The following is a 19,988-nucleotide window of genomic DNA, read 5'->3' as shown; positions in this document are numbered from 1 at the left end:
GGGCGCTGTCGGTGGGCGTACGTCTTGTTCGTGGCTGCCAGCAGAGTTGATTGGGGTCGCCAGCTTTTGATTGCGGGAGCGAGCACGCTCGCTCCCGCAGACTTACGACTCGGGCAGCGTCGCGCCGCCATCGACGATCAGCGTCTGCCCGGTGACATAGCCGGCATTGTCCGAGGCCAGGAACAACATGGCCGCGGCGATATCCGCCGGCTCGCCCAGCCGCCCCAACGGCACGCCGCTGGCAATCCGCGCACTGAGGTCGGCGTCACCGAGGTTGTCCATGGCCGGCGTGCGGATCATCCCCGGCTCCACGCCGTTGACCCGCACGCCCAGCGGCGCCAGTTCCAGCGCGGCGTTGCGGATGAAGCCGTTGACTCCGGCCTTGGACGCGGCGTAGTGGCTGAGCCCCGGATAGGCCACCCGTGGCCCTGTCACTGAGGAGGTCACCAGCACGTTGCCGCGGCCCTGGCGGCGGAACAGCGGCAGTGCTGCCTGGGTCAGCCAGAACAGCGCCGACAGGTTTACATCCAGGGTGCGCCGCAGCATCGCTTCGCTGATCTGCTCGAACGGGGTAAGGGGAAAATACGCCGCGTTGTGCACCAGCACATCGAGGCGTTCCAGGCCGTCGAGCAAGGTGAAGATCGCCTCGCGGTCGGCCAGGTCGATGCCCGCCGCCTGAGCCAGAAGACCCTCGGCGCGCAGGCTGTCGGCCAGCATCTGGGCGCCGGCCAGGTCGAGGTCGGCGATCAGCACTTCGGCACCGCCGCGGGCGAAGCCCTCGACAATTGCCCGGCCAATGCCCTGGGCACCGCCGGTGACCAACACCTGCTGCCCGTGGTAATCGAAGGTGGCATTCATGACGGATTCTCCAGTCGGGTATAGGCCAGGGTCGGCACATCGACCACGGTCGACCCGCCATCGGCGGCGATCACCGCGGCGGTGATGATCGAGGCGTCGTCGCTGACCAGGAACTGGCACAGCGCGGCAATCTCGTCGGCACTGGCGGGGCGGCGCAGCGGCACATCGGCGGTGACCCGGCGATACGCCGCATCCAGGTCTTCACCGTAGTGCTCCATCAGCGGCTGCATTTCTTCATCGGCCATCGGCGTGCGCACCCAGCCCGGGCACACGCAGTTGACCCGCACGCCTTGCGGCCCGAAGTCCCGCGCCAGCGAGCGGTTCAGCCCCACTAGCGCGTGCTTGGCGGTGGTGTAACCGCACACCTGCGGGCCCGCCGCCAGCGAGGCGATGGAGCCGAGCAGGACGATGCTGCCACGCCGTTCGATCAGCAGCGGCAAACAGGCGCGGGCACTGTGGAAGGCGCTGTGCAGGTTGCCGCGCATCGCCGCGTCCCAGGCGTCATCGCTGGTCTCCAGCGCGTTGCCCAAACCATGACCGCCTGCGCAACAGATCAGCGCATCGAGGCCGCCGAAGCGGGCGCGGATCTGCTCGATGAAACCGGCCCACACCGCGCTGTCGGCGGCATCGCCGGCCAGCACCAGGGCGTCGTGACCGGCGGCCACCCGCTCCAGCGCCTCGCGGCGCCGGCCCACCAGCACCAGGTTGTGCCCCAGCGCCGCCATGCGCTGGACGCAGGCCTCGCCGATTCCGGTGCCGGCACCGGTAATCAGCACGGTCTTAGTCATGGCCGTGGTCCGTGGTGTTGATCAGGTTGCAGTAGGACGACACCGGGAAGTTGCTGAAGGCGTCGAAGCTGCCTTCGGCGTAGCCGAAGATCTTGCCGTCGCTGCGGTGCTCGCGCAGGTCGATCATCACCAGGCCGAGGGTCGGGATGATCTTCTCGCGCCAGACGAACAGATACAGCTCGTCGGTGATCTTGTAGTAGTGGCAGCGGTCGGTGTCGCACAGACCCTTCTCGACACCCTTGAGGCACTGCCAGGTGTAGTAGTGCTCGTTGAGGTAGATGTGCTCGTATTCCTCGGTCGGGCTGTAGCGGTAGCGGTTGCGGATACCCACCAGCTCGCGGGTCGGCGCGTGCGGGCAGGCGCCGTCCTGCCATGGGCGATCAAGGGTGCCGTGGAGGAACTGCGCCTCGACGGCGGTCAGGTTCTTGCCGGACAGGGCGCGCGAGTACATGCCTTCGCGGGTTTCTTCGGCGCTGGGCATGTTGCCGATGACCGCGGTGAAGGACTGGCTCAGGGTGTCCAGCACCAGGGTGATCGACCAGGTCTGGCTGTGCTCGGTCTTGAGGAAGTCGACCAGGACGATGCCCGGGCGCACCGAGGTGGCGCGGTACGGCGCGCTGCCGGTCGAGTGGCCGTCAGCGGCGTGCCAGTGCAGTTGGTCGGCGTCGAAGCGGTGTTCGATCGACCAGCCGTTGGCGAAGTTCAGGGTCATGCGCTGGCCGGCCAGCTCGGCCAGTTGCGGCAGGATGAAGGCTTCCGGGGCAAAGCCCTCGGCCAGGGCGCCTACGGTGATCCAGTCGGAATGGGTGGTCATGGGAGGTGGCTCGTGGTTGTTGTTGGAGCCGTGATGGTGCCGCGCGGGCGGGTGATGCGGTATCAACCGGATGGTTGAGGTGGCGTGGTGTGCCAGTCACGGGATTGTCACGCGCTGGTAGTAATGTGCCATCACTCAACGGCAGGAATGAAATGTGGTGATCCGCCGGTCCGTGTCCTCTCTGGGTTTTCTCCAGTTCCTCCTGCTGTCGTCCTCCGTGGCCATCCTGTTGTTTCTCTGGGTGCTGTATTTCCAGCAGAAGGCGGCGTCCGCGCAAGAGGCGCTGGCTGCCAAAGCTTCGGAGCACCTCAATCTGGCGACGATGGCGGCCGAGAACCTCAGCCAGTTGGTCGACCGCGCCCAGACTATCGGCCGCGCATTGCAGACCGACATGGGCGACCCGGCGCAAGGGCGCTGGAGCCTGGCGCGAATGCTCGCCGAGGATCCGGTGCTCAAGCGCATGAGCCTGTATAGCGCTGACGGTCGCGTGCTTTATGCCAGCCATGCCGATGAGCCGCGGCAATTGCCCGCGCAATGGCTGGCGCAACTGCAAGAGCACGGCGATCGCTACAGCGTCAGGCCGTTCCTGCCGCCCCTCGATGCCCTCGACCGACAGGCCGCCGAGCTGAATTGGCGCCTGCCGTTTCTGCTGCCGCTGGCGGACACGGCCGGCGGCGGCACTGGCAACATCCTGCTGGTGCAGTTGGACATCGGTTACCTGGCGGTGCTGTTCCAGAACATCGACCTGGGCAGCAGCGGCCTGATGCGCCTGCTCGACCGCGTCGGCCAGGAGCGGCTGCGCATCGGCAACAGTGGCGTGGTGGTGGCGGGCGAGCCGCTGAAACCCGACCTGCCGCATGACGTCGAGGCGTCGGGCCGGATCAGCCAGTTCAGCGTCGATGGCTATTACCAGAGTCTGTTTCGCCATGTGGCGCAACGCGGCTTCAGTGTCGTGGTGAGCCAGCAGGAGGAAGAGATTCTCGCGCCGTCGCGCCAGGTCTACGCCCACCAGTTGTGGCTGAACCTGAGCATGACCCTGCTGATTCTCGCCGGGGTGCTGTGGAGCTGGCGGGTATTGGGCAAGCGCCAGGAAGCCTTCAGCGCCCTGGAGCAGGCGCAGAAGATCAACCAGCAGTTGATCCAGCGCCTGGAGGAAGAGCACCGGCGCAGCAGCCATGCGGCCGCGACCGATCACCTCAGCGGTTTGCATAATCGACGGCAGTTCATGGAGACGGCGGCGCGGGCCCTGGCCGAGCAGCGCAGCAAGCGGCGCTTGCTGGCGATTCTGTTCATCGATATGGACCGCTTCAAGTCGATCAACGACTCGCTCGGGCACAAGGTCGGCGACCTGTTGTTGCAGGCGGTGGCGGGGCGGATCAGCCGGGCGCTGGAGCCGGGTGACGAGGCGGCGCGCTTTGGCGGCGACGAGTTTGTCGTGCTGCTGGCGGGCTCGCGCAGTGAAGAGCAGATAGACGCCTGGGTGCGCATGCTGTTGAACAAGCTGTCGGCGACTTACTCGCTGGATGCCCATGAACTGAACAGCAGCCCGAGCATCGGCGTCAGCATCTGCCCGCGGGACGGCCAGGCAGTGGACGAACTGATCCGCCATGCCGATGCCGCGATGTACTCGGCCAAGCAGGCAGGGCGCGGGCAGTACCGTTTTTTCGACCCCTCGCTGAACGTGGTCAACGTCGCCGAGTTCGCCCTTGAGCAGGCGTTCGGCCCGGCCTTGAAGGAGCGGCAGTTCGTCCTGCATTTCCAGCCGCAGGTGCGCTTCGACTCCCTGCGGGTGGTGGGCTACGAAGCATTGGTGCGCTGGCAGCATCCCGAGTTCGGCCTGCTCTACCCGGACCGCTTTATCTCCCTCGCCGAGCGCAGCGGTTTCATTGTCGCGCTGGGCTGGGAGGTGGTGCGGCTGGCCTGTGAAGAACTGGTGCGCTGGCAGGCGCGGGGCATCCACGCGGGCCTGGCGGTGAACGTCTCGCCGCTGCAACTGCGCCAGCCGGATTTCAGCGCGCAGTTGCTGGAGGTGCTGCGCCGGCATGGCGTCGAACCGGCGCGGTTGGAGCTGGAAATCACCGAAACCACCGTGCTGGATGACGAAGGCCAGGCGATCAAGCACCTGCAGGTGCTGCGCGATGCCGGGCTGAGCATCAGCCTCGATGATTTCGGCCAGGGGTATTCGGGCTTTTCCCACCTTCAAGCGCTGCCGATCAACCGCCTGAAGATCGACCGCGCCCTGATCGCCCAGCTCTCCAACAGCCACGACGACAGCCCCATCGTGCTATCCACCATCATCCTGGCCAAGCGCCTGGGGCTGGAGGTGGTCGCCGAGGGCGTGGAAACCCGCGAGCAGGTGGTCTACCTGCGTCTGGCAGGTTGTGATTTTGCCCAGGGGTATCATTTCAGCCGGCCGCTGACGGCGGCGCAGCTCGACCAATACCCACCTTTCATTGATGCGACGGAGACTGCATGCGAGCACTGAACACCTTGTCCTGCCTGCTGTTGAGCGCATTGCTGACGACCAGCGCGCAGGCCCAGTGCTTGCAGCCGAGTCTGCGTATCGCGGTGATTCCGAAGAAGAGCATGGAGGTGCTGATCAAGGATTATCAGCCGCTGCTGGAGCGGCTGAGTGCCGCCGTGGGCGTCCCGGCGGCGATCGTGCCAGCGTCGTCCTATGAGAGCGTGGTCGATGCCGTGGTTTCGGGCGGCGTCGACATCGCCTGGCTGGGGCCAGCCGCTTATGTGCTGGCGCAGCAGCGTGACCCGCGCATCGAACCGTTCGCCAGCCTGACCATCAACAACGGCTATTTCACCCCGGCCGGGCATCACTATCAGGCCCTGCTGCTGGCGCGTCGCGGCACGGCGGATGACGTAGCGTCGTTGCGCGGCAAGCGCGGCGCCTTGAGCGATCCGGCGAGTACCTCCGGCAGCGTGGTGCCCAACGTCGAGTTCTCCGCCCAGGTCGGCGAGCCGCTGGCGCAGTTCTTCGGCTCGGTGGTGTTTACCGGCTCCCATGACAAGTCACTGGATGCGCTGCTGGAGGGCCGGGTGGATGCCGCGTTCGTCGCCAGCGTGCGCGCTGATGCGTACCTCAACAGCGGGCGCATCGAGCGCGACACCTTCAACGTGCTCTGGCGTTCGGAGCGTATCTATTACGACCCTTACGTCTTCAGTGGCAGCCTGTGCGGTGAATACAAGGCGCGCATCCGTGCGGCGATGCTGGAGAACCAGGACGGCCTGGCGGAATTTCTGGCCTCGCAGGATGCCAGCGGCATCGCCCCGGTCAGTCGTGCCGAGTACGTGCCGCTGGTGCGGATGATGCAAGGCAGGTCTGCCGGCACCCCTCCGCCCACTACAGAAACAACGCCCCGATCAACTCCGTCCGGTTCTTGACCCCGACCTTGCGAAACAGGTTGATCAGGTGCGTCTTCACCGTCGGCAAACCCAACTCCAGCTGCCGGGCCAGGGTCTTGTTGCAGGCGCCGTTCTGTAACAGCAGGGCGATTTCCCGTTCACGCGGGGTCAGTCCGGCGAGGCGGTCCGGGGCGGTTTTCGGCAACTGCCGGGCGGCCATTTGCATCAGCCCGTGCAGCGGCAACAGGCGCTCCAGCTCGCTCGGTTCGAACGGGCCGAGCGCACCTTCGCGCAGCAGCGAAAGGCCGGCCACCGGACGCTCGTCGACACAGGCGACGATTTCCACCACATCCACCACCCGGTGCTGACGCAGGAACCCCAGGTACTCGCGGCCGCGGGCAGCATCGTGGCGCGCCAAGCCCTGGCGCAGCGACACCACCGGCAGGCCGATGGCCTGGCAGTTGTCCGGGTTGAGCGGGTCGAGATGGCGGTAGTGCTCGAGGTAGTGGTGGTGCATGGGTGGCTGCATGCCCAGCAACTGGAAATCGCAGGCCTGCAACTGCTCGTCGACCCGGTAGAAGGCGGCAAGGCTGGCGGGTACCTGCTGGCTGAAGGCGTGCAGGCAGTAGTTACCGAGTTCGTAGGCAGCGTTCATCGTGGCATCCCTCTCAGCGGGCGTTGTCCAGCAGTTCGCGCACCTTGTCCACGGCGGCCTTGGCGCAGCCGGCGTCCAGGGCTTCCGAGGCGCCGGACACGCCTATGGCGCCGATCACCTGACCGTCCAGCAAGAAGGGTTCACCACCGCCGAACAAGGCCAGGTTCGGCTGCAACGGCAGGCCCTCGCGGACCGCTGTCGAGCATTTCTGCAAACGTTCTTCCCAAACCTGGGTGGAGACGCCGAAGCCCGCAGCGGTCAGGGCCTTGTTCAGGGCGATGGCCTGGCAGGGGCGTGGCGCGCCGTCCATGTGCGCGCTGTTGATCGGCTGGCCGCTGGCGTCGAGGATCGCCACGCTGACGCGCACGCCGGCCTGTTCGGCGAAGCTGACCGCGGCATCCAGGGCCTGCATGGCCAGGCGCAGGGTGATGGTCTGTTGCTGACGCAGCAAAGGATTCATTGGGCGGTTTCCTCGATGGAATGTTCAGGGCGTTTCCGACGCAGCAGAAGCAGTTGCCAGAGACAGTAGACCGACAGTAGCGCGGCGGCGATGTACATGGCCCAGGGGCCGCCGATATGGGCGGCGAGCAGCCCGGCGAGCAGGCCGCCGATGGCATCGAAGCCGAAGCGGGTCGAGGTGTAGATCGATATCACCCGGCCGCGCAGCGCTTCCGGCGCCTGGCTTTGCAAAAGGATATTGGTACCGACGTTATTAATGGTCACGCCGAACCCCAGGATCATCATCGCCAGCAGCGACAACGGCAGGGTGCGGCTGCTGGCGAACAGCAGCAGGCCGAGGGCGCTGGCGATGGCCGAAAACAGGATCAGCCCGCGCAGTTTCGCCGCGCTCTGCCGCCCCGCCAGCAGCACGGTGGAGAGCAGCGAACCGAGCCCGGCGGCGCCCCACAGCCAGCCGAGGGTGCGGGCGTCGCCGGCGAAGATGTCGCGGGCGAACACCGGCAGCAGCACGGCATAGGTGGAGGCGGTGAGGTTGACCATCAGCACGCCGATGATCAGCGCGCGCAGCGAGGGCGAGCGCAGGGTGTAGTCGAGGCCTTCGCGGAACATGTTGCGCATGCTGCCGCTGGCTTTTTCGCCGGGCGCCAGGCGGATCGCCAACAGGCCGAGGATCAGGCCGGCGTAGGACAGCGCGTTCAGCGCGAAGCACAGCGCTTCACCGGTGAGGGCCAGCAACAGGCCGGCCAGCGGCGGGCCGACGAAGCGCGAGCAGGTGAACAGCATCGCGTTGAGCGCCAGGGCGTTGGGCAGATCGTCGCGGTCGTCGACCAGGCGGCTGAGCAGCGACTGGCGCAATGGGGTGTCCACGGCGTTGAGAATGCCGAGGGTGGCGGCGAGGGTCACGATCAGCGTCGGCGTGATCAGCTCCAGCCAGGTCAGCAGCGCCAGCCCCAGCGCCTGCACCGCGAGCAGGCTTTCGATACACATCAGCAGGCGGCGCTTGTCGTGGCGATCGATCCAGGCCCCGGCGATCGGCCCGACCAGCAGTTGTGGCAGCAAGGTCGCGCAGGTGGTGATGCCGAGCAGCGCGGCCGAGTCGGTCAGCCGATAGACCAGCCACGACAGCGCCACCGTTTGCACCCAGGTGCCGAGGGTGGAGATGGCGTGGCCGATGAAATACAGACGGAAATTGCGGTGATGCAACGCCCGCAGGACATTGGGCCAGCGGTTTGGCCCGGAAGGTTGCGCAGCTTTCACGATCGAGGACGCCAGTGCATGGAAAAGGACAAGGGAGCCCGCCGCCAGCGAACGCCGCGCCCGACTCTACCCGGTTGCGCGGGGGGCGTCTTGCCTGAGGCTGTCGATGGCATGTGTTTGCCTGCCAGCCGCGGGCCCGGTGTTGGCAGGGACGGTCAAGTGCCCGGCACCGGCGTGCAAGACGCCATCGCGGCAATCCGGTCAACTCGGGGTTTCACTGCCGAACGGTGTGCGCTGATGTTTTTCAGGAACGATCATTGGGTGCGGGAGCTGGAACAAGGACTGACGCAGATCAGTCAGGGTCAGCGCTGGGACGGGCCGCGTAGCGCGCAACTGGAGCGCCACCCGACGCTGCTCCTGGCCCTGCGCGAACTGGCCGGCGAACGCCAGCAGGACCAGCGCCTGCTGGACGAAGCCCGCGCCCGTTGCAGCGAACTGACTGACCAGCTCGAACACGCCCACCGCCAGGACGAGGCCGCGCGGGATGAAGCGCGGCAATTGGAGCAGCGCTGCCAGCACCTGGAAGACGCACTGCGCGAACAGGCGCAGCAACTGCAGGCGCACCAGCAGCAGGCGGCGATCTGGGCGCAACTGCAATCCACGCTCACCGAAGGCACCTGGGACATCAGCGTGGTCCAGGGCGACGTGCAGCACCCCGACAGCAACATGCGCATTTCCAACCAGTTCCGGACGCTGATGGGCTACAGCCCCAGCGAATTGCCCGACGGCTGGAACGCCCAGGTCAGCATCACCCACCCGGACGACCTGCCGCTGATCATGGCGGTGTTCGACCGCGAGATCCTCAAGCCTGGCGCCAGTGGCGAGTACGTCTTCGAGTACCGCATGCGCCACAAGTCGCGTGGCTACATCTGGTGTCGCGAGCGCGGCTGCGCGGTGCGTGACGAGCGTGGCGTGTTGTTGCGGGTGATCGGCGCAGTGCGTGACATCAGCGATGAACGCAGCGCCCAGGCCAGTCATGAGCAGATGCTGTCGCAGAATCAGACCACCTACGCGCAGATCGCCACGGTGGTGGGGGTGATCAAGAGCATTGCTGAACAGACCAACCTGCTGGCACTGAATGCTGCGATCGAGGCGGCGCGGGCGGGGGAAGTAGGGCGGGGCTTCTCGGTGGTGGCCGAGGAAGTGAAAAAGCTGGCCGACAGCACGCGGCAGGCGACGCAGCAGATTCAGGCGATGTTGAGCTGAGGGCGCACAGGCGAGCGGAGCGCCGCTTGCCTGCGCGTAGTGCTACGCGTACTCCGCGCCAGTTGCGGCGAGGTTGCAATATTGCCCTTTGAAATACAGCAATGGCTGCGTCGCCGCAGTTTCTTGCAGGCTCAACGCCTTCACTTCTCCAATCACGATCAGGTGATCACCGGCGACATGTTCCGCGTGAATCTCGCAATCAAGCCAGTGCAGGCTGCCGGCAATGATCGGATTACCCAGCGGCGATTCCTGCCATTCGACGCCATGCCATTTGTCCGTGCCTTGCCGGGCGAACTGGTTGGAAATCCTGACCTGTTCACCCGACAGGATATTCACCACGAATCGGCCTGCCTGGCGGATTTTCGGATAGCTGTACGCGCTGGACTTCACGCTGAATGAAACCAGCGGCGGGCTCATCGACACGCTATAGAACGACTGGCACGTAAAACCAACCGGCTCGCCCTCAACCTGGGAGGTAATCACCGTGATACCGGATGCGTAGTGCCCGAGCGCTTCGCGAAAGCGCAAGGGCTCGATAGCCGTACTGGAAAGCGACATGGCAGATCCTGAATAGTGAGTGCAGTCCGTTCAACTCAGCGCTGGCTGGCGAGTTCTCTTCGGACGATTTCCGCGCCTGCGCTCAACGCATTCAGCTTGCCTCGTGCAACTGGGCGGGGCAGGGGCGCCATGCCGCAGTTGGTGCACGGATAGAGCTTGTCGGCATCAACGAACTGAAGGGCCTTGCGCAGGGTATTGGCCACTTCCTCCGGGGTTTCGATAGCGTGGTTGGCCACGTCGATAGCCCCGACCATCACCTTCTTGCCCCGAATGAGTTCAATCAGGTCCATGGGCACATGGGAGTTGTGACATTCCAGCGAGACGATATCGATGCTGGATTTCTGCAGCTTGGGGAAGGCTTCTTCATATTGCCGCCACTCAGAACCCAGGGTCTTTTTCCAGTCGGTATTGGCCTTGATGCCGTAGCCATAGCAAATATGCACGGCGGTCTCGCACTTGAGGCCTTCAATTGCTCTTTCCAGGGTAGCGACGCCCCAGTCATTCACTTCATCAAAGAAGACATTAAAGGCGGGCTCGTCAAACTGGATGATATCGACGCCGGCCGCTTCCAGTTCCCTGGCTTCCTGGTTGAGGATCTTGGCGAATTCCCAGGCCAGTTTTTCGCGGCTTTTGTAGTGGTTGTCGTAAAGCGTGTCGATCATGGTCATCGGACCTGGCAGCGCCCACTTGATGGGTTGCCCGGTTTGCTGACGGAGGAACTTGGCGTCTTCGACAAACACCGGTTTTTTCCGGGCTACCGCGCCAACGACCGTCGGTACGCTCGCGTCATAGCGGTCACGGATCCTGACGGTCTCGCGCGTCTCGAAATCGACGCCTTCGAGGTGCTCGATAAAGGTGGTGACGAAGTGTTGGCGCGTTTGCTCGCCGTCACTGACGATATCAATGCCGGCCTGTTGTTGTTCTTGCAACGACAGGCGCAGGGCATCTTGTTTGCCCTCGATCAGTTCTTCACCTTGCAGTTTCCACGGTGACCAAAGCGTCTCCGGTTGGGCCAGCCAGGAAGGTTTTGGCAAGCTGCCAGCAGTTGAGGTGGGAAGTAGTTTTTTCACGGTGGATAGCCTTGTGTAGTCGAAAGGTCAAAGAGCGTAATTAGCGGAAAATTGCTCAAGGGCAGCGTGGTGCGGTTTGATGAAGTGCTCCTCGGCAAACTTTCCTTGCTCGATAGCCAGGCGGCTACGTTCTTCCCGGTCGTAAACAATTCGGGTCAATGAGTAATCCTGGTGCTGCAGGCTGGGCTGATAGGATTTGCCGGCAGCAGAATTCGCATTGTAGATTTCGGGTCGGTAAATCTTCTGGAAGGTATCCATGGTGCTGATGGTACTGATCAGCTCCAGATTGGAATAATCACCCAGCAAGTCGCCGGCAAAGTAGAAGGCCAACGGCGCAACGCTGTTCGGCGGCATGAAGTAGCGAACTTTCAAACCCATTTTATTGAAGTACTCATCGGTCAATGAGTACTCATCCTGCAGGTATTCGTTGCCCAATACCGGATGCTGGTTTTCAGTTCGGTGGTAGATTTTGCTGCTTGAAACGCTCAGGCAGATGACCGGTGGTTTGGTGAAATGCTCCTTGAAGGCACTCGAATTGACGAAGTGCTTGAACAGCTTTCCATGAAGATCGCCAAAATTGTCGGGGGTGCTGAAACCCTGCTGGTCTTTGTTATGCTCCAGCAACAGCACGCTGAAGTCATAGTCCCGCACGTAAGATGAGAAGTTATTTCCGACAATGCCTTCAATGCGCTCGTTGGTTTTCAGGTCAACGATGGTTGTCTTCAGGATTTCGATCAAAGGCAGGGAACTGCCGCTGCTTTCAACGCCAACATTCATCTCTACGGAAATGATTTCGAGTTCGACGGTGTAGCGATCGCCTTTAGGGTTATCCCAGTGCGCCAGCGCATTGAAGCGGTTGTCGATCATGGTCAGCGCATTGCGCAAGTTTTCCTGGCGATTCTGACCTTTGGCGAGGTTGGCAAAGTTGGTGGTGGTGCGGGTGTTTTCGGCGGGGCGATAATTTTCGTCGAAACAAATGCTGTTGACGGTAAAAGTAAACTCGTTGTTCATCGGGGGCGGATGTCCTTATTTCTGAGTGAAAGCCTGAATGTATTCAGGCTTTCACTCAGCGGTATCTATGTTCTTTCCAATTGAGAATAATTCTATCCTTAGCCCCTGGATGAATGGAATTGAATTGGTTTCACCGCATCTTTAGTCATATTCATGACGTGGTGCGCGGTTGATTGCAGCGAAGCCTTCAACGCCGCCCGTTGAAGAACCCTGACACCTGGTGCACCGTCTTCCCCGCACTGAGAATCAGCGGCCGGAAATTGTCCTTGCCGATGATCCGCGCATGCTTCACCGAACTGATCAGGTCATAGCGGCTCGAGCCTTCCGCCATGCCCTCCGCGAGGATCTTGCAGATGATGTGGCTCGGGGTTACGCCAAACCCGGAATAGCCCTGCACATAGAACGCGTTCGGCCGCCCGCTGAGTGTGCCGATCTGCGGGAACAGGTTGGCGCTGGTGGCCATCGGGCCGCCCCAGGCGAGGTCGATCTTCACGTCCTTCAGGTACGGGAAGATCTTCAACATCAACGCGCGGTTCCAGGCCTTGAGGTCGTTGGGGATGTGCTCGATGAAGGGCGTGGCCGCGCCGAACAGCAGGCGGTTTTCGTTGGTGACCCGGTAGTAGTCGATCACCGGTCGGATATCGCTGTAGGCGCCACGGATCGGGCTGATGCGCTGGATCATTTCGTCCGACAGCGGCTCGGTCATCAACTGGAAGGCGTAGGTGTTGATGGTCCGGTTGTGCAGCTCCGGTTCCAGCTTGTTGAGGAAGCTGTCGCAGGCCCACAGCAGTTTGCTGGCCTTGACCGAACCACGGCCGGTGCGCACGGTGATTTTCTCGCCGTAGGTGACTTCCAGCGCGGCGCTGTGTTCGAAGATGCGCACGCCGTGGCCAACCAGGGCCTTGGCTTCACCGAGCAGCAGGTTCAGCGAGTGCACATGGCCGCCGCCCATGTGCAGCAGGGCGCTGCCGTAGGCGTCGGAGCCGATGATCTGCTTGACCTCGGAGCCGCCGAGAAAGCGGATTTCGTCCTTGCTGTTGACCTTCTTGAATTCTTTTTCCCAGGTGCGCAGGGTCTTTTCCTGGCGTGCGTTGAAGCCCATGTAGCCGTAGCCGTGGCAGAAGTCCGCATCGATGTCGTACTTGGCGATCCGGTCCTTGATGATGCCGGCGCCCAGTTCGCTGATCTCGAAGATTTCCTGCAGGCCCTTGTCGCCGACGCTGCTCCTGATTTTCTCCAGGTCGTGGCCGATGCCCGCCATGATCTGCCCGCCATTGCGCCCGGTGCCGCCGAAGCCCAGGTAGCGTCCCTCCAGCACCACGGTGTTGGTGATGCCTTTCTCGGCCAGCTCCAGGGCGGTGTTGATACCGGAGAAACCGCCGCCGATCACCACGACATCGGCCTCGATATCGTTTTCCAGGATCGGGAAGCTGAGGTTGTACTTCTTGGTCGCGGTGTAATAGGTGGGCGTTTCGATGTTGATCATGGGGGCGGCCTGAATAGTTGGAGTTGGCTGAGGCAGCAAGGGGCGTCTGGAGCGCCTGTTACACTTTGCATTAAATGCCTAACGAACGATAGGTTCTTGACCGAGCCTGCTGTCGGTTTTGATCGAGGCTGCCAGGTTTTAGCGGGGAATGGCGGGGGAGGAGGGCGTGACGTTGAGCTCGGAGAAAGCCCTTCGCGACAGTCCGGCGTAGCGGACCGTCGCGCTGGCGGTGTTACAGGCGGCCGACGGCGGCCAGTTGCCCCGAAGATGCCTGGGGTGCAGGAACGGCCGAGCCGTCTTGCGGTGTCACCGGGAAGATCGCGTTGATCTGGCCGGTGGCGGACGAGCCGAAATACGGGGTGACCACGTCAGCCTTGCCGTCGTACTTCGACCAGCCCAGCGCGCCCAGCAGCATCGCGGTGTCGTGCATGAAGCCTTCGCCGTGACCTTTCACCGCGTACTCCGGGAGCATGGTGCAGAAGGCGTCCCACTCGGCGTTTTCCCACATCTGCACGACCCGGTGGTCGAGGGTTTCCAGGAACGGGCTCCAGACCTTGTCGGCGAATTCCGGCGCCTGGCCGTTCTGGGCGAAACGGTGCGACAGCGAGCCGCTGGCGAGGAACGCCACGGTGCCGTCGTAGTGGTCCTCAACGGCCTTGCGCATCGCCCAGCCCAGGCGCGCGCTGTCATTCAGGTAGTGGGAGGTGCACAGCGCCGAGACCGAGACCACCTTGAAGTGCTGGTCGGCGTTCATGTAGCGCATCGGCACCAGGGTGCCGTATTCCGGGCCGAGGCTGGTGGCGTCGTGGGCCATGGTCTCGACGCCCTGGCGGTTGCATTCCTCGGCCAGCAGACGGCCGAGCACGTCGTTGCCCGGCACTTCGTAGTCCATGTTGGCGATGAAGTGCGGCAGCTCGTTGCTGGTGTAGGTGCCCTTGAAGTGCGGCGCGCAGTTGATGTGGTAGTTGGCGTTGACCAGCCAGTGCGTGTCGAAGACCACCAGGGTGTCGACGCCGAGTTCGCGGCAGCGGCGGGAAATTTCTTTGTGGCCGTCGATGGCGGCCTGGCGATAGCCCTGGCGCGGGCCGGGCAGTTCGGACAGGTACATGGATGGAACGTGAGTGATCTTGGCAGCCAGAGCAAGTTTGCCCATGACGGTACTCCTGGTGGCAGATGCCCTCCAGACGAGGGCGCATCGATTATCTGGGATGTTGGCACGCAGGCGATACCGGCCACTGACATCGTGGCTCTTGTCGATCAGGCCTGGCACCTCCCGCGCGGGAAATGCTGGCTGCCCATTGAACACGCTTGTCGAGGGCGCCGCTTGCCTGGCTCTGCCAGATAGTTGATCGAGCTTGCCAGCCTGGCGCGCTCAGGCCCACCAGTAACGGACGAAGTGAAAGAAGATCGGCGCGGCGAAGCACACCGAATCCATGCGGTCGAGCATGCCGCCGTGGCCCTCGATCATGTGCCCCCAGTCCTTGACCCCGCGGTCGCGCTTGATCGCCGACATCACCAGCCCGCCGAAGAAGCCCATGACGTTGACCACCAGCGCCATCAGCGCCGCCTGCCACATGTTGAACGGGGTGATCCAGTACAGCGCTGCGCCGATCAGCGTCGCCAGGAACACGCCGCCCAGCAGGCCTTCGAGGGTCTTCGACGGTGACAGCCGCGGCGCCACCTTGCGCTTGCCGAACAGCTTGCCGCAGACGTACTGCAGCACGTCGCTGATCTGCACCACCAGGATCAGCCAGGCGATCAGCAGCAGGTTGCGGCCTTCGTAGCCGGGGATGTCGAGGGTCATCAACGCCGGCACCGAGGACACGCAGTAGACCGCGATCATCAACCCCCACTGGACCTTCGAGGCGCGTTCGAGGAAGCGCGTGGTGTCGCCGCCGAGGCTTGCCATGATCGGCAGCAGGAGGAACAGGTAGACCGGGATGAAGATGCTGAATAGCCCGTACCAGTCGAAGCCGATCAGCAGGTACTGGCCGGGCAGGGCGACGTAGAACGCCAGCACCAGTGCCGGGTAGTCGCCACGGCGGGTTGGGGTCAGGGTGATGAACTCGCGCAGGGCGTAGAAGGACACCAGGTAGAACAGCACGATCACCCCGGTCTTGCCGAAGATGAAGGCCAGGCCGATGACCAGCACCATCACCCACCAGGCGTCGATGCGGGCGTTGAGGTTGTCGATCACTGCGTGCGGGCCAGGGCCGGCGCGCCATTTCAGCAGACGGCCGATCAGGCTGGCGAGCAGCAGCAGGGCGCCGATGCCGGCGAACAGGGGCCAGGTATTGTGTTCCATTTCAGACCTCCTTCGGCGCGAGGGCCAGCAGGGCGTGGCTGGCGCGTTCGAGAAAAGCCTGTTTGCTTTCGTCCGGAGCAAGCTGCAGCGGCTCGCCGAAGCTCAGGGTGCACAGCAGCGGCAGCGGCAGTGTGCGGCCCTTGGGCATCACGCGATTGAGGTTGGCGATCCATACCGGCACCAGTTCGACTTGTGGCTGCGCGGCGGCCAGATGAAACAGGCCGCTTTTGAACGGCAGCAACGGTTCGTCGCCGAGGTTGCGGGTGCCTTCGGGGAAGAAGATCAGTGAGTCGCCCTGGGCCAGGGCGTCCTTGACCGGTTGCAGCGGATCGGCCTCGGGCCCGCTGCGCTGTCGGTCCAGCAGCACGCCGTTGAATACCTTGCTGATCAGGAAACTGCGCACGCCGGGCTTGAGCCAGTAGTCGGCGCCGGCCACCGGGCGGGTGCGCTGGCGCAGCGGTTCGGGCAATGAGGCCCAGATCAGCACGAAGTCGCCGTGGCTGCTGTGGTTGGCGAAATACAGCCGCTGCACCGGCAACGGGCTGCAGCCCAGCCACAGGGCGCGGGCGCCGGTGACCAGGCGGGCGAAGGAGGTGATGAGGAAGGCGGTGAAGGCAGCAAGCATGAAAACGTCCTTATGCGGCCGGAAGCCAGGGCAGGGAAAGCAGCGTGAGCACGGCGAGGAAAACCTGCAACCCCAGGCACAATGCCTGACCGCGTAGCAGGCGCAAGGCGCCGCGGCAGCGCGACGTCCAGTCGCGCTCGCGGCCGGCGGCGGGTTTCAGGCCGAGTTCGTGAAGGGCCTGATCCAGCGCCCGGGTGCGGCTGCTCAGGCGCCCGGCGTCGCTGGCAAGGTTGCCGATCAGGTCGGCATCGAGGGCGACCCGCAGGGCGAAGTACTTCTGTGCGATGCCGAGCACCACCAGCACGGCGCAGAGCAGGCCGGTCAGACGTGGGTGGCTGGCGACGATCAGTAGCGGCGCCAGCCCGTAGGCCAGGGCCAGCAGGCTGATGCCGTCGGACAGGCGTTCGATCTGCCGGCCGCGGGCGAGCAGGCGGGCGGTCAGTGCAAGCTGGGCGTCGTCGCTCATGGACAGGCTCCGGGTTGCAGGCGCTCCAGCAGGCGCCGGTGCGCCGGGTGCAAAACCACGCCGGGACGGGCGCGGCGAATCATCGCTTCGGCGGCGGCGACATCGGCGCAGCGCCCGCTGAGCACCAGCCACGCCGCCACGGCGCTGGCGCTGCGCGAGTAGCCCAGGGCGCAGCAGACCAGCAGCGGGCCGTGGACTCGCAGCGCTTCGATGGCGTCCGCCGCTTCACGGCACAGCGCCTGTTCCGGCACCACCAGGTCCAGGCTGGGCAGGCTGCGGTAGTGTTGGCCGGGGGTGACCTTCATTGGCAATTCGGCGCACAGGTCGACCACACTGGCGAATGCCGTGGCTTCGCCCCGCGCCGGAATGCGCCCGAGGAACACCCCGTCGCAGACTTCATCGGCTTGCGGGTGGCGACGGGTCCATAGCCGCGAATTGATCCACGCCACCGCGAGGTACGGCGCCAGTAGCCAGCGCACGGCACACGGCTGAGTGCCGTCGGCGCGCTTTTGAAAGCCGCCGGCGCCGAACAGCAGGTAGTTCAGCGCCACCATCAGCGCGGCCAGCCCGGGCCAGAGCAGCCACAGCCAGCCACCCTTGAGGACGAATGCCGCGCCCGCCAACAGGGCGGCGCCGAGCGCATAGCGCCAGGCCAGACGGTAGCGCTCAGGCGTGTCGGGCAGGCGGGTCAGGTGCAGCGGTGATGGACCTTCGCGCGGCCACAGCCAGAGACAGAGGAAACCGGCGAGCGCGCCCGTGGGCACGTCGACGAAATGGTGTTGCCAGGTGGTCAGCACCGACAGGCCGATCAGCACCATCCACACATGCAGCAACCCGCGCAACAGCACGCCGCGAGTGTGCCGGGCGAACATCGCCCAGATCACCACCAGCAGCGCGATGTGCAGCGATGGCGCCTGGTTGTAGGGCTTGTCGAAGCCCATCAGCACATCGAACAGCCAGCCGAACACGCCCTCCAGCTCCGGGCGTTCGAAAGTGAAACGCAGCGGCCAGAGCAGGAAGCAGACGATGCAGATGAGTTGGGCGCTGAGCAGGCGCAGGGCGTGGCGATCCATTTCGCCACGGTTGCGTGGCACCAGGAAGGACAAGCCGTAGAGCAGGTCGATGGACCAGTAGGGAATGATCGTCCACGGCCAGAGTGGCACCTGCCGCTCCCAGGCGAAGACCAGGCTGCCGACGTCGTCGCGCTGGGCGGTGAAACTGTTGCTCAGGCCGTAGCTGATGAAAAACAGCGGGCCGAGCAACAACAGCCATAGCACGCCGCGGCGGATCAGGCCGGGCTCGCGGGGTACGCTCATTCGCGCACCCGCTGGGCGAGGCTGACGCTGAAGATGCCCCATTCATCGATGCGCTGTTCCAGCTTGCGGAAGCCCGCGGCCTGCACCAGTTGGTCCATTTCCGCCTGACTGCGCCGGCGCATGACCCAGGCTTCGCCGCCGCGATGGCTGGTCAGCGCGCGGGCGATCATCTCCAGTTGCGGATGCCACGGCTGGCCGGTGTAGACCAGATAGCCGCCGTCTTCGATCGCATCGGCAAGGCCCGCCAGCGACGTGCGTACCAGATCGTTGTCGGGGAACAGTTCGTACAGCCCGGAGACCACCGCCAGCGTGGGTTTGGGGTCAAGGGCGGCGAGGGAGGCGCGGTCGAAGGCGTCGCCCTGGACGAAGCGGGCGATGTCGCCCAGTCCTTTCTCGCTGATCAGGGCGTTGCCCTGGGTGACGTTGAGTTCGCTGTAGTCGCGCAGCAGGATCGAGTCGGGGCGCTGCTCCAGTCCTTGCAGCGCTTCGAGGATGTAGCGGCCATGGCCGGCGGCGATATCGACGATATGCACCGGACGGCCCTGCTGGCGCAGGCGTTCGATGGCGTTGCGCAGCAGCTCTTCGGCGTGCAGCTTGCGCTGGCGGATGCCGCGCCAGCCGATGGCATCGAGGTAGTTGCGGTCCACCAGCTTGCCGAGCTTGCCCTTGCCGGTGGGCTGGTTGCGGTAGACGTAGTCCAGGGTGCTGCCGGAGTCGAAGCCGGTGTCGAAACCGAGCTTGACCCCTTCGGACAACTGCTTGCCCAGGCGCAGCGAGGCGCGGGTGGCTTGCCAGTAAAGGTTGCGCGGTGAGTATTTCGGCAGCGGCGCGGCGAGGCTTTCCGCTTCGGCGCAACTGGCGCCCTGGCGGTCGGCATCGAGCAGCGAAGGGCGTTCGACCGGCTGCTGGAAGCACTGGCCGACGAAACGGCGGATCCGCGCCAGCGCATGGGCGCGATCACGCTCGCCGAGGGTGTCGTGGAAGAAGCCGGGGAGGATGTGCTTTTCCTTGTGCAAGGTGCCAAGGCGGTCGAAGAACTGTTCCTGCGGTTTGCGCCGCACCACCACGTCGGCGCCGGAAATCAGCACCTGGGTCGGGATCTGGATCGCCTGGGCATCGGCCACCACGCGGTCAGCGGCTTCATACAGCCCGAGCAGCATGTTCACCGAGATTGGCCGGGTGATCAGCGGGTCGCTGGTGTAGGACATCACCCGCTCCGGGTCATGGCTGAGCAGCGCCGGCTTGACGTAGCTGTTGACGAAGAAGTTGCCGCGCCAGGCCCGCAGCAGTTTCAGGCCGGGGCGGGCGAAGGGCACGTAGAGCTTGATGCTGAAGGCCGGCGAGGCGAGCACCAGGCAGCGTACCTTCGGCGCATAGTCGTGGGCCCAGGTGGCGATCAGCACCGCGCCGACGCTTTGCGCGAGCACGGCCATGTCCTGCTCGGCGATGTCGTGCTGGCGGGTGATGTGCTCGATGAAGGTCTGCACGTCGCGCACGCTGGTGGCGAAGCCGGGGCTGTCGCCGCGGGTGCCGGGGGACTGGCCGTGGCCGCGGGCGTCCCAGGCGAAGAAGTCGTGGTCGGGCAGGTTGAGTTCATCCACCAGATGGGCCATGCGCCCGCCGTGTTCGTGGCCGCGGTGGAACATCACCAGCGCGCGTTTCGGCTGGCCCGGCTCGCGTAGCGCCGGCCAGTGGCGGTAATACAGCTCGACGCCGTCATGGGTGGTGAAGTGCAGCGATTGCGCCTGGCGCATGGG

The 19,988-nt window shown here is 64.4% G+C and carries 18 protein-coding genes and 2 pseudogenes; 4 read left to right on the top strand and 16 right to left on the bottom strand.

From position 1 onward, the window contains the following. Nucleotides 1-102: 102 nt before the first annotated feature. Genes NTD82_RS20545 through NTD82_RS20535 form a run of 3 tightly spaced genes read right to left on the bottom strand, consistent with a single transcriptional unit; the run spans nt 103 to nt 2,460 of the window. Nucleotides 103-858: an SDR family oxidoreductase gene (locus NTD82_RS20545; protein WP_262129988.1), complete on the bottom strand. Its 756-nt coding sequence runs from the start codon at nt 856-858 to the stop codon at nt 103-105. Further along, the gene (locus NTD82_RS20540; RefSeq protein ID WP_262129987.1) at nt 855-1,646 is read right to left on the bottom strand and encodes an SDR family NAD(P)-dependent oxidoreductase; all 792 of its coding nucleotides are present in this window, start codon (nt 1,644-1,646) and stop codon (nt 855-857) included. The genes NTD82_RS20545 and NTD82_RS20540 overlap by 4 nt, the downstream gene beginning before the upstream one ends. Next, a complete protein-coding gene (locus NTD82_RS20535) occupies nt 1,639-2,460 on the bottom strand; it encodes a molybdenum cofactor biosynthesis F family protein (RefSeq protein ID WP_095157394.1) in 822 nt (273 codons plus the stop codon). Before NTD82_RS20535 ends, NTD82_RS20540 begins: the two co-directional genes overlap by 8 nt. Nucleotides 2,461-2,617: 157 nt before the next feature. Here NTD82_RS20535 and NTD82_RS20530 point away from each other — a divergent pair, with 157 nt between their 5' ends. Together NTD82_RS20530 and NTD82_RS20525 are read left to right on the top strand one after the other, a co-directional pair. Then, nucleotides 2,618-4,945 carry a putative bifunctional diguanylate cyclase/phosphodiesterase gene (locus tag NTD82_RS20530; RefSeq protein WP_262129986.1) on the top strand — a complete coding sequence of 776 codons (2,328 nt, stop codon included), beginning with the start codon at nt 2,618-2,620 and terminating at the stop codon, nt 4,943-4,945. After that, nucleotides 4,933-5,856, top strand: coding sequence for a phosphate/phosphite/phosphonate ABC transporter substrate-binding protein (locus tag NTD82_RS20525; protein ID WP_262129985.1), 924 nt, complete (start codon nt 4,933-4,935; stop codon nt 5,854-5,856). The genes NTD82_RS20530 and NTD82_RS20525 overlap by 13 nt, the downstream gene beginning before the upstream one ends. On the opposite strand, the gene NTD82_RS20520 is transcribed toward NTD82_RS20525, so the two are convergent. From NTD82_RS20520 to NTD82_RS20510, 3 genes are read right to left on the bottom strand one after another with little or no spacing between them, the layout of a single operon-like run. After that, on the bottom strand, nt 5,816-6,472 hold the full coding sequence (locus NTD82_RS20520) for a helix-turn-helix transcriptional regulator (RefSeq protein WP_262129984.1): 657 nt from the start codon (nt 6,470-6,472) through the stop codon (nt 5,816-5,818). The genes NTD82_RS20525 and NTD82_RS20520 overlap by 41 nt on opposite strands. 13 nt (nt 6,473-6,485) lie before the next feature. Beyond that, nucleotides 6,486-6,932, bottom strand: a complete 447-nt coding sequence (locus NTD82_RS20515; RefSeq protein WP_262129983.1) for a GlcG/HbpS family heme-binding protein — start codon at nt 6,930-6,932, stop codon at nt 6,486-6,488. Then, complete coding sequence (locus NTD82_RS20510; protein WP_262129982.1) at nt 6,929-8,188, bottom strand: MFS transporter; 1,260 nt, start codon at nt 8,186-8,188, stop codon at nt 6,929-6,931. The genes NTD82_RS20515 and NTD82_RS20510 overlap by 4 nt, the downstream gene beginning before the upstream one ends. On the opposite strand from NTD82_RS20510, the pseudogene NTD82_RS29160 reads away from it, so the two are divergent. Continuing rightward, nucleotides 8,129-9,064, top strand: a pseudogene (locus NTD82_RS29160) (PAS domain-containing protein); the annotation flags it as partial. The gene NTD82_RS20510 and the pseudogene NTD82_RS29160 overlap by 60 nt on opposite strands. A gap of 156 nt (nt 9,065-9,220) precedes the next feature. Then, a pseudogene (locus NTD82_RS29455) lies at nt 9,221-9,388 on the top strand (methyl-accepting chemotaxis protein); the annotation flags it as partial. A 48-nt stretch (nt 9,389-9,436) separates the two neighbouring features. On the opposite strand, the gene NTD82_RS20495 reads toward NTD82_RS29455, so the two are convergent. From NTD82_RS20495 to NTD82_RS20450, 10 genes are all read right to left on the bottom strand, one after another. Continuing rightward, entirely contained in the window at nt 9,437-9,952 is a 516-nt protein-coding gene (locus tag NTD82_RS20495; RefSeq protein ID WP_262129981.1) for a flavin reductase family protein, read from the bottom strand. 35 nt (nt 9,953-9,987) lie between these two features. Next, nucleotides 9,988-11,022, bottom strand: coding sequence for a methionine synthase (locus NTD82_RS20490; protein ID WP_262129979.1), 1,035 nt, complete (start codon nt 11,020-11,022; stop codon nt 9,988-9,990). Between the two features lie 27 nt (nt 11,023-11,049). Continuing rightward, complete coding sequence (locus NTD82_RS20485) at nt 11,050-12,033, bottom strand: DUF1852 domain-containing protein (RefSeq protein WP_262129978.1); 984 nt, start codon at nt 12,031-12,033, stop codon at nt 11,050-11,052. 187 nt (nt 12,034-12,220) lie between these two features. After that, the gene (locus NTD82_RS20480) at nt 12,221-13,519 is read right to left on the bottom strand and encodes an NAD(P)/FAD-dependent oxidoreductase (RefSeq protein ID WP_262129977.1); all 1,299 of its coding nucleotides are present in this window, start codon (nt 13,517-13,519) and stop codon (nt 12,221-12,223) included. Between the two features lie 232 nt (nt 13,520-13,751). Next, complete coding sequence (hpaD, locus tag NTD82_RS20475) at nt 13,752-14,672, bottom strand: 3,4-dihydroxyphenylacetate 2,3-dioxygenase (RefSeq protein WP_095157417.1); 921 nt, start codon at nt 14,670-14,672, stop codon at nt 13,752-13,754. A 219-nt stretch (nt 14,673-14,891) separates the two neighbouring features. Further along, nucleotides 14,892-15,824 carry a phosphatidate cytidylyltransferase gene (locus NTD82_RS20470; RefSeq protein WP_262129976.1) on the bottom strand — a complete coding sequence of 311 codons (933 nt, stop codon included), beginning with the start codon at nt 15,822-15,824 and terminating at the stop codon, nt 14,892-14,894. Nucleotide 15,825: 1 nt separating this feature from the next. Next, the gene (locus NTD82_RS20465) at nt 15,826-16,449 is read right to left on the bottom strand and encodes a lysophospholipid acyltransferase family protein (RefSeq protein ID WP_262129975.1); all 624 of its coding nucleotides are present in this window, start codon (nt 16,447-16,449) and stop codon (nt 15,826-15,828) included. A 10-nt stretch (nt 16,450-16,459) separates the two neighbouring features. Then, a complete protein-coding gene (locus NTD82_RS20460) occupies nt 16,460-16,915 on the bottom strand; it encodes a hypothetical protein (RefSeq protein WP_262129974.1) in 456 nt (151 codons plus the stop codon). Beyond that, nucleotides 16,912-18,231 carry a phosphatase PAP2/dual specificity phosphatase family protein gene (locus tag NTD82_RS20455; RefSeq protein WP_262129973.1) on the bottom strand — a complete coding sequence of 440 codons (1,320 nt, stop codon included), beginning with the start codon at nt 18,229-18,231 and terminating at the stop codon, nt 16,912-16,914. The genes NTD82_RS20460 and NTD82_RS20455 overlap by 4 nt, the downstream gene beginning before the upstream one ends. Next, a complete protein-coding gene (locus NTD82_RS20450) occupies nt 18,228-19,985 on the bottom strand; it encodes a bifunctional alpha/beta hydrolase/class I SAM-dependent methyltransferase (protein ID WP_262129972.1) in 1,758 nt (585 codons plus the stop codon). The genes NTD82_RS20455 and NTD82_RS20450 overlap by 4 nt, the downstream gene beginning before the upstream one ends. Nucleotides 19,986-19,988 lie beyond the last annotated feature (3 nt).

The organism is Pseudomonas sp. 5P_5.1_Bac1, from assembly GCF_025466015.1.
Classification (GTDB): Bacteria; Pseudomonadota; Gammaproteobacteria; order Pseudomonadales; family Pseudomonadaceae; genus Aquipseudomonas.
Note: the sequence above shows the minus strand (reverse complement) of the source record. Positions and strands in the feature narration are given on the sequence as shown.

What these genes read in the sequence shown, in the direction of transcription:
- NTD82_RS20545 (WP_262129988.1), bottom strand. Translation starts at nt 858, where the DNA reads ATGAATGCCACCTTCGATTACCACGGGCAGCAGGTGTTGGTCACCGGC.
- NTD82_RS20540 (WP_262129987.1), bottom strand. Translation starts at nt 1,646, where the DNA reads ATGACTAAGACCGTGCTGATTACCGGTGCCGGCACCGGAATCGGCGAG.
- NTD82_RS20535 (WP_095157394.1), bottom strand. Translation starts at nt 2,460, where the DNA reads ATGACCACCCATTCCGACTGGATCACCGTAGGCGCCCTGGCCGAGGGC.
- NTD82_RS20525 (WP_262129985.1), top strand. Translation starts at nt 4,933, where the DNA reads ATGCGAGCACTGAACACCTTGTCCTGCCTGCTGTTGAGCGCATTGCTG.
- NTD82_RS20520 (WP_262129984.1), bottom strand. Translation starts at nt 6,472, where the DNA reads ATGAACGCTGCCTACGAACTCGGTAACTACTGCCTGCACGCCTTCAGC.
- NTD82_RS20515 (WP_262129983.1), bottom strand. Translation starts at nt 6,932, where the DNA reads ATGAATCCTTTGCTGCGTCAGCAACAGACCATCACCCTGCGCCTGGCC.
- NTD82_RS20495 (WP_262129981.1), bottom strand. Translation starts at nt 9,952, where the DNA reads ATGTCGCTTTCCAGTACGGCTATCGAGCCCTTGCGCTTTCGCGAAGCG.
- NTD82_RS20485 (WP_262129978.1), bottom strand. Translation starts at nt 12,033, where the DNA reads ATGAACAACGAGTTTACTTTTACCGTCAACAGCATTTGTTTCGACGAA.
- NTD82_RS20480 (WP_262129977.1), bottom strand. Translation starts at nt 13,519, where the DNA reads ATGATCAACATCGAAACGCCCACCTATTACACCGCGACCAAGAAGTAC.
- hpaD (WP_095157417.1), bottom strand. Translation starts at nt 14,672, where the DNA reads ATGGGCAAACTTGCTCTGGCTGCCAAGATCACTCACGTTCCATCCATG.
- NTD82_RS20470 (WP_262129976.1), bottom strand. Translation starts at nt 15,824, where the DNA reads ATGGAACACAATACCTGGCCCCTGTTCGCCGGCATCGGCGCCCTGCTG.
- NTD82_RS20465 (WP_262129975.1), bottom strand. Translation starts at nt 16,449, where the DNA reads ATGCTTGCTGCCTTCACCGCCTTCCTCATCACCTCCTTCGCCCGCCTG.
- NTD82_RS20460 (WP_262129974.1), bottom strand. Translation starts at nt 16,915, where the DNA reads ATGAGCGACGACGCCCAGCTTGCACTGACCGCCCGCCTGCTCGCCCGC.
- NTD82_RS20455 (WP_262129973.1), bottom strand. Translation starts at nt 18,231, where the DNA reads ATGAGCGTACCCCGCGAGCCCGGCCTGATCCGCCGCGGCGTGCTATGG.
- NTD82_RS20450 (WP_262129972.1), bottom strand. Translation starts at nt 19,985, where the DNA reads ATGCGCCAGGCGCAATCGCTGCACTTCACCACCCATGACGGCGTCGAG.